At 32.5% G+C, this 8,629-nt stretch carries 7 protein-coding genes; 1 reads left to right on the top strand and 6 read right to left on the bottom strand.

The features are described 5' to 3' along the window. From ACXIHB_RS14650 to ACXIHB_RS14635, 4 genes are all read right to left on the bottom strand, one after another. Positions 1 to 1,359: an endonuclease/exonuclease/phosphatase family protein gene (locus tag ACXIHB_RS14650; protein ID WP_159615954.1), complete on the bottom strand. Its 1,359-nt coding sequence runs from the start codon at positions 1,357 to 1,359 to the stop codon at positions 1 to 3. Positions 1,360 to 1,362: 3 nt separating this feature from the next. After that, on the bottom strand, positions 1,363 to 5,046 hold the full coding sequence (locus tag ACXIHB_RS14645; RefSeq protein ID WP_462098531.1) for a hypothetical protein: 3,684 nt from the start codon (positions 5,044 to 5,046) through the stop codon (positions 1,363 to 1,365). A 110-nt stretch (positions 5,047 to 5,156) separates the two neighbouring features. Then, positions 5,157 to 5,537, bottom strand: coding sequence for a hypothetical protein (locus ACXIHB_RS14640; RefSeq protein ID WP_156167152.1), 381 nt, complete (start codon positions 5,535 to 5,537; stop codon positions 5,157 to 5,159). Positions 5,538 to 5,550: 13 nt separating this feature from the next. Further along, a complete protein-coding gene (locus ACXIHB_RS14635) occupies positions 5,551 to 5,910 on the bottom strand; it encodes a hypothetical protein (RefSeq protein WP_047790760.1) in 360 nt (119 codons plus the stop codon). 304 nt (positions 5,911 to 6,214) lie between these two features. On the opposite strand from ACXIHB_RS14635, the gene ACXIHB_RS14630 reads away from it, so the two are divergent. Further along, the gene (locus tag ACXIHB_RS14630; protein ID WP_159432127.1) at positions 6,215 to 6,382 is read left to right on the top strand and encodes a hypothetical protein; all 168 of its coding nucleotides are present in this window, start codon (positions 6,215 to 6,217) and stop codon (positions 6,380 to 6,382) included. A gap of 81 nt (positions 6,383 to 6,463) precedes the next feature. Here ACXIHB_RS14630 and ACXIHB_RS14625 read toward each other — a convergent pair whose 3' ends face one another. Continuing rightward, positions 6,464 to 7,387 (bottom strand): PorP/SprF family type IX secretion system membrane protein, encoded by a 924-nt coding sequence (locus ACXIHB_RS14625; protein ID WP_462098530.1) that lies wholly within the window; start codon positions 7,385 to 7,387, stop codon positions 6,464 to 6,466. A gap of 4 nt (positions 7,388 to 7,391) precedes the next feature. Then, a complete protein-coding gene (locus ACXIHB_RS14620) occupies positions 7,392 to 8,621 on the bottom strand; it encodes a T9SS type B sorting domain-containing protein (protein ID WP_462098529.1) in 1,230 nt (409 codons plus the stop codon). Between the last annotated feature and the right edge of the window lie 8 nt (positions 8,622 to 8,629).

The raw sequence follows: 8,629 nt of genomic DNA, 5'->3' as shown, positions 1-8,629 counted from the left end.
TTATATATCTATAATTAAAGGAAGATGATCGCTGGTACTTCTTATATGACCATAATTTGACCATCCTTTAAACTGGCTAAGGCCTCCAATAGTTCCAGGTGCTATCCCTCCATTTCCTCCCGGACCATTAGGAGGAAGAGGTAACGCTACAGGTAATCCAGCATTTGGTGCTCCAATTGGTATTTGACTCATATTTGTAGCATATACATAATGACCTGCAGGAGCTCCTCCAGGAGTTGGCATCACCCTATTATAAGGGCTTCCAGTAACCCTATTAATTATGGTTATGTTTGCTGCGGGTCCCCCTGCTGCAGCTCCATATCGAGTTAAAATATTGTCAATACTATCATAGCCTTGAAAATTAGGATTACTTCCAACGTATTCATATCCAGGATATCCATTCGTAAACCAAGGTTTTGCTTTATTACTAGTTTTTATATGTGTAAAAACATACCCTTTATCTGGCCATCCGTTATTAGCTGTTGGATTTATGGCTCTAGTATATCCTGCACCTGCAGGTAAAAAATTAATGAGGTTATTATAGGCTATAGGCTCAAAGTAAGCATTGAAAATATTAACATTAAAATCTCCTACAATAATTCCTACTTCGTCTGCATTTAGATCATTTGTTATTTCTCTTACGTTGGAAAGCTGATTTGTACCATTTGCTGCTGCTACATTATTAGGAGGTGCATGATATGACAATAATTTTATAGTTCTATTATTAGCTGCCTCCCAAAATGTTGTTAAATATGGTGGTCGATTTCCAACTCCAGGAAATTGTAATCTATTCGGAGGCATTGCATTATCTGTAAAAAGCCATTGACCTGCTAACCTATTAGAATTTATTCCTGCATTGATATTACCTCCAGGAACAGCTACTGCAGGTAAACAATTGTTCCAAGGAGCTGCGTAGGTCGCTAGATTTGGCGCTCCAATATTAGCTATAGAATCTGACGAATTTCCTCCACCTTGCCAACCCCACGGACCACTAAAATTAAGATTAGCACTGTTATAGTAGACAGATATTCCTTCTGAAACACCTCCTACACCAAGAATCAGAGGAGGTACTAGCATCCAGTTTACCCCAAGTGCAGCTCTAATTCTATTTAATAAATCCAAAGCTCCTTGGCTACCTCCTGCTGTCACAAGAGTTCCTTCAGCTCCTCCTCCAGTAGAAGTCTCTACTATTACCAGAATATCTGGAGGATGGGCAACAATAGTATCCATAATATATTGTCTTCTATTTACAGATGCTGCTTGACCTGACAAAGAGCTTCCACGTTGCCTTTTTCTACTTGGGTTATTTATTTTATTAATACCAAACTGCTGTATATTCCAATAGAGTACTCTTGCCATAGCTTAAGGTTTTGTTTTGTTATATGCTGCATACCATCCTAAACTTTTGGCAGTAGCTCCTGGGTTTGGGTTACCAAAAAGTAAAAAATTGGTACTTCCTCCTGGTGGTAGTTTGAGAATTCCTAAAAACTTCAATGCTATTTTACTCAATGTCATTAAATATGATTGTTGAGCTTCTACATATTCTAATTTTAAAGTATCAATAGATAATTTTAAAACTCCTTGTAGACTAAGAAGTTTAGCATTACTGCTGGTTCCTGGGAGTTTTATTCCTACAAATGCGTTATAGGAAGTATCGGTCGCTTTATTCCCTGGGCTCCATGCAATCAGTAAACTAGCATTAAAATCTAATGACGCCGCTAATTCACCGGGAGTTCCCATATTTAAGGTCATTTCTAGTCCATACCAATTTTCTGAAAGCCCAGTAGTATTGATTCCTGGCAAACTTAAATTAAGATATCCTAAACTAGAAGGTTTGGTATCCTTATCTCCACTAACAAGGTTATTGATTTGTAGTGCAAAGTTAGGGTATAAACTTAGCTGTCTAGTTGTACTAAGATCTGAGTTAAATACTATTTTTGAAGCATCAAAAGCATAATCTACTACTGTTGGTGTACTGATATCAAAAGCCATATCAATATATAAGTTGCTATAACTTAAACCATCTATGATGTCTGTATCTTTACCATCACCATTACCAAAAGAAAAAGCATCCATGATAATTGTTTTTTCTTTAGTTTCATTTGTTGCAGGTATGGTTGTTTGCATTACTGCATAGTTTAAATACCCCCACATAGCAAAACTAGATTCTATATAAGTTGCTTTTGGATCGGTTGTTAATGTATTAAACTGAATTTTGGTAATTTCTACATTTTTAAGAAGGTTGCTATCAAAATAAAATAAGTTATCATCCATATTTTCAAACACATACACTGGTGTACCATCATGATCTTGATAAGTTCCATCAAGCACTAGTGTATTTAGAGTTTTAGAACCGTATTTATTATTCGTTCCTATAACGGTATCAGAAAATAAATTGTTCATCGTTAATTGCACCTTGCTTTGGAAGAACTTGATTGCTGTATTTTCAAAAAGTACCTGTAATTGAAGTACCTTAAAATCATAAGTAGCTCCCGCTAAAGGAGGTACAGGCTTATTAGTATTTAACCCTTGTAATAATTGTTGCTGATAAGCTGTGTCTAGATAATTAATGAGTCCGAATAGAGAACTCTTTTTTTGCATTTGAATTTCACCGTCAGCATTTACTTTATTGACTTCTATTCCAAAATGATGTGCATTAAATCTAGTCAAATCAATACCAGAGATCAATCCTTTTAATTGTTGAGGAAACTCTTGTAAATCAATATCCGCTTTGAGTACCAATATTCCGTTCCAATCTTTATTGTTTATAATATTATGGAACTTTTCATACAGAATTGCCTGATTACTTTCTGGGTGTTCTAAACCATATTGATAAGCTTTTTCAGCATCTTCTATATAACTCTGTATCCATGATGAAATAGCTATTAACTGTTGATAAGCATTGGCTGGATCTTCAACTCCTTCTGTATTGAAAGTATTGGGTTGAGTCCAAGTTTTTGGATCTTTAACTCTATCTAATAAAGTTCCTTTGCAAAATTTAAAAATAACTACATTATTATAATCAGCATAAGTATTTGTTGTTCCTACATTAATATCAAACGGCCAATCTTCAATTGACATTTTGTTATTAAATATAGCCTCTGATGTAGTCTGCCCCCCTTGTTCTCCACTTTTAGAAAATAATGCTCCCAAATGATTGTTTTGAGTCGCTACTAAAAACTGCTGATTGGTTAAAAAAGCACTCTGTAATGTAGTGGATAGATTTACAAAGCTCATCTGGTACTGGGCTGGGTCAGTTGGTGTCTGGTTTTCAGGATACAAATATTCAGGTGTAGCCCCCTGATGAATATCATTTTGCCCTAAGTTGAGTAAACTCCAAGCTCCATTATTATTTACATTTGCTATTAATCCTTGCGGAGTTGTAGAACTTGTATAACTACCATCTACGTTACTCAAAAGTCTTTTTCTTTTGCTTACACTTTTTGATGCTCTTTGCGTAGTTAATTGTGCTGCAATAAGTGTTTTTCTTTCTTTACTAAGTACTTCAGATTCAAAACTAGTTAAATTATCGTTTCCTGGTTTTTGAGAATCTGCTTCTACTGCCAAGTATGGAACAATAGGAACATAAAAATTTTGTTGAGGCATATCTACACTAGGTTCATAAAAGCCTAGTAAATTAGATTTACCCGTAATAACTTGGCTTACTCCATGATCTTTAGCAAATAAAGAAGCGCCTTCAGGCTGAGAAACATATTGTATATTCTCAGCTACATCAGATATAATATTACACCATCCTGTTAAATATTTATTTTCTAAAGTTGGACTATTGGTTCCTGGGTTTACCAGTGAAAGTTCTTGTGCAGGAAAATTTGGAGCGTAAGCTGGTTGTTTACTTTTAAAACGTAATACATCTCCAACAGGAGTTCCATCTTTAATGGAATAAGGTGTAAAAGAGATCGTTTCTGTTCCTGACAACCCTGGTAGAAAGTCAAATTGTCCATTTTCATCTACTTGATCTGATTCTGGGTCTAGAAAAAAATCACCTTCAGGTTGTAAGTAAAACCGTTCTGTTTCATTAATATCTCTAGGAGAAATAAGTAATAAGGAACTATTAGGTAATGGAGTTAAATTGTTAGACGGATTCGTGTTTTCAATTAAATTGACTTTTGGCCATAAAGTAATAGAGTGCCCCGTATTTATTGAAAAAAAGCTAGGTAAATAGCAAGGTGTCGATTTTCCTGAAGTACTATTAAAAATGCTTCCTGTAAACGCAAAATAGGTATTTAACCCTTTTTTATTTCCTATATCTAAAGGATCAATAGCCGCTTGAGTCATCGCATACTCTGCATCAGATTGAGGTTTAAAAATAGGATAACTATATTTTTCAATACTCTTGTCTGTTGGTTCTGTATGGTAATAACAAGTTTCTGAATAAAAGGCCTTAAAATCACTTTCTAAATTAAATCCTATTGGAAAACTAAATGCACCACAATTATATTGAGTAAATGCTATAGATATGTCTTTATTAAGCAACGTATCACTTCCAAATTCTTTACTGTTAAAAGATATATTGGGACTGTTTAAATCGTAACTTAATTGTATTTGTGTAGCTGCACCTTCTGGAATGAAAGATACTTCTGTATTATTTCTAATTGATAATGTTGCAAAACCATTTCCCATAGTGTAATTAAAAGTTTGGCTAACCTTAATTACATTCTGAGAGTTCACATAAAAATTAATTGCAATAACATTTTCATTGGTTGGTTTTGAATTTACATCTAACAACCAAGCAGTGGTAATATTATTTGAAAAGTTTTCTCTATACTTTTGTAAATAAGCTCTTACTTCGTTTATATATTTAGTAATATTTTCATCATCAGGAGCATTTTCAGCAAAAAGAAAATAAACAGAAAGTTTTTTTGCTTTTGATAAAGTAAGTGTAGATTCTTTATAGGTAGAATCTTCTGGTAGTACTATGGCAGACCATTCATTAAGTTCTGGTGTTACGTTAACATACAATAACGGATCTCCAGAATCCACATTACTAAATAAAGTACCCTCAGTATCTTGTAGAGTTGAACCCATAGCATTAGAATAATATGTGTGTAAAATAACTTGGTAGTGCAATAAAGTATGAGTATCAAAACTGAGGAATTGAAAACACCCCTTAAAAAAGCATCGTGATACACTATAAACTAATCATTCTTAGGACATAAAATAGATACAATTACTATTACATCGTAAGGTGATAAATTGGATACAATCAGTTGACTCCCTTTAAAATCAGCGACAGCTATAAGCTGCTGTCTAATCTTTAAAATATGAATACCATTAAACGAGGTACTGTCATTAAATTTTACATTATTAGTATCTCCTGTGTTAACAACAGTAGCTTGCTGAGCTTTACTAATATTATTAATGTAACAAATACATTGAGACCCGTTATTGGTATCTAATACAGCATATTCATTCTTTAAAAGCACAATTGTATCCAGTTTGGATTTTGTAATACTTTGAGAAAATGCTGCATTACTCGCTAATACAAAAAAAGCAAGGATTGTACATACTATATACAATCCTTTTTTTTTATTAACCTTGTGTAGTTTGTGCCTGAATTTCTGCAGTTGCATCATTCTGAGCATTAGTAATATTAGAAACGGTTACTTGCGAACCTGCAAAATCTCCATTACACACCACACTATAAGATGGTGAATTTGGCGGAATATTAAATAATCCATTAGCAGGTTTAGCAGCTCCATTGTCATAACAATTAACACCTGCAGGCGCACCTGCTATTGTAAAAGTTAGTGTATTAGCTCTACTAGAATTTGTAATAGTAAGAGTAGATTGTGAACCATTCGCTGTATTCCAGGTTGCAAACTGACCTGAATCTATAGCTGCTGAACCTTGTTGGTTAATTACTGGGTTTTGTGTTGCAGTAGTTGCCATAATTTAAAAGTTTAATTAGTTAGTGGTAACGAAGTTAAACTCTTATTTCCCTTTTTCTTTGAAAAAAACTATAAACGTAATAATACTAAGTATTAATGACTATAATTTTGATACAAGTGTTTTTTACCTATCCATACAAAAAAACATAACACACTGAAATAAATGGAATTAAAATAAAAAATCTTATAATAATTTAAAAACTCATTTTATTATATAAAGTATGAGAATACCTTACTTATTTTATGGTTTTTTACATAGTTTCCTTCTATTAACTTTTTATTTTTAGATTCTAAAAACTGGAAATATGATTAAAAACATTTTGAACTTAGGTTCTATCTTAAACAAAAATGAACAACAATTTATCAATGGAGGCGGTGATGATCCTGTAAAAGATTTATGCATTCCCGCCCCTAAAGAAGCTACTACTTGTCTGATGCCTATTAATGATGAGTGCTGTGGTTTATGGGCTTAAAACTAAAAGCTATAAAAACTGTTCAAAAACAGTTTTTATAGCTTTCTAAAATTAAGCTTAAGATAAAAAGTCTTCTTAAACTTAAAAAAATCTTGGTTTTTTATAAGTATCTTCTCTTAATTTAAAATCGAATAATAGTAAAAACTCGTGCGACCCTGAACTAAATTCTCCTAAGTTAGATATAGTATGATCATATGCATAACCTATTTGTAGATTTTTCTTTATTTTAAAATTAACTATTCCACTCCATGAATCATCTAACCTATGAGATACTCCGAATTCCACTTTATTATTCCACAATAGATTTAATGATAAGTCCAATGACAAAGGGGTCGAATCTGCGTACTTAACTAATGTTGATGGTTTTAACTGAAAGTTATTCTTTAAATCCACCACATATCCTGCTGTTAAAAAACTGTGCATCTTTTCGGATGCTTTAGTTATTTTCCCGTTCGATCTTTCAAAATGTAATGTTTCTAGTAAATTAGGTATAGAAATTCCTACATAAAATTTTTCTTGGTAATAGAATGCTCCCACTCCAAAATTAGGATGTGTTTTGTTACTGTTCTGATTAAACTTAGGATCATTCGATTCTACTTGATTTAATGTTAACAGTCCTATTTGTTGAAAAGTTGCTCCTCCTTTTAACCCAAAAGCTAACTTGGCTTTCTCTGATACTTTAATAGTAAAAGAAAAATCGGCATAAGCATGTGTTTCACTTACGGGACCTATTTTATCATGAAGTAAAGATAACCCCAACCCTACTTTTCTACTTACAGAACTATGTACAAATCCACTAAATGTCTTTGGAGCTCCACTAACACCTACCCATTGTGACCGTGCCAATAGCCCTAAACTTATTCCTTCTTTACTACCTGCATAGGCAGGATTAATAACTGCCATATTATAAATATATTGAGTGTATTGAGGATCTTGCTGAGCTAAACCTTTACTACTTATGTTTATTAATAAAATGAGTAGTATTACATATGCTTTCTTTTTCATATAGCTATTTATTTAAATACAGCCAACCTTGGTAAGGCTTTGTTTTTCCGTCATTAAAATCTATTACATACCAATAAGTTGCAGCTGGCATGACTTCTGTATCTCCAGTTAATGTTAATTTACCTTGTGACTTTCCATTCCACCAAACTGGATTCAACTCATTATTGTTACTATAATTATATACTACATTTCCATACCTATTGTATATTTTCATCTTAAATTTAGGGTATTTCTCTGCTAAATCGGGGATTACAAATTCATCATTAACACCATCGTCATTGGGAGAAAAAGAGTTAGAAGTAGAAAAATCTATAACAGGATCAATTGTTCCTCTTTTTTCTTCACAAGCCAATGTAAAAATGCCGTAACCAGAAACCCTGGCAGTTATACTTTTATCTGAAACATTTATGCTAATATTTTTTCTTTCTCTTATCCATTTCTCTCCGTTCCATCGTACTATCATTATTTTACTTGGATCTGAATAAATATCTTCTGATGTAGTTACATTACTCCATGTTAAAGTTAAGTTTATCAACTCATTATTAGATTTGTTTTGAATTTCCCAAAACTCATTCATGTCTATTAAACCAATATCTTCTTCTTTTTTATCGAAATTAATGTTTGCCTTTTCCCAATTAAAACAGACATAAAATTTTGTAGTTGGATCTGAAGGAGCAGAAATAGTTACCGTTCTTGGTATAAAAGTTTTTGACTGATAGTCTCCTACAGGAAAAGTAAAGCTTTCGTTTCCTATTTTTTGTGCTTTATTATTCACATAGCTTTTATTACTTACCCCCATGTTCGTTGCTCCATTTAAATAAGTAACTATCCCATTTTCTTCAACTTTCAAAATACCGTTTTCAAAAAATGTAGTTCCTACTATTTCTATTTCTTTACCTAAATTAAAAACTAATCCCTCTAATTCATTATTGAATTCTACAAACATAAAACTAGAGGTTCCTCTACCTGAAATAGCTTGATTTTCATTACCTACAAAACTTGTAAACCCAGTTATTTTGTTATTAGAAAACTTAAACTTTCCATTATTTGTAAAGTTTTTAAACAAGTACAAATCGCCATCGTTTGTAATTGCTCCATAATCATTTATAAGTACATCTTCATGAATACTTACCAATGTATTTTCAGAAACATAAAGAGATCCAATACTTGTTACTTGAGCTTTAACAGCCATAACAAAGCACATAATTATTGATGATATTATTTTTTCTTTCATAATTATCA

It is taken from the genome of Tenacibaculum sp. IMCC1 (genome assembly GCF_054906355.1).
The sequence above is the reverse complement of the archived record's forward strand: the minus strand, read 5'-3'. Positions and strand labels throughout refer to the sequence as shown.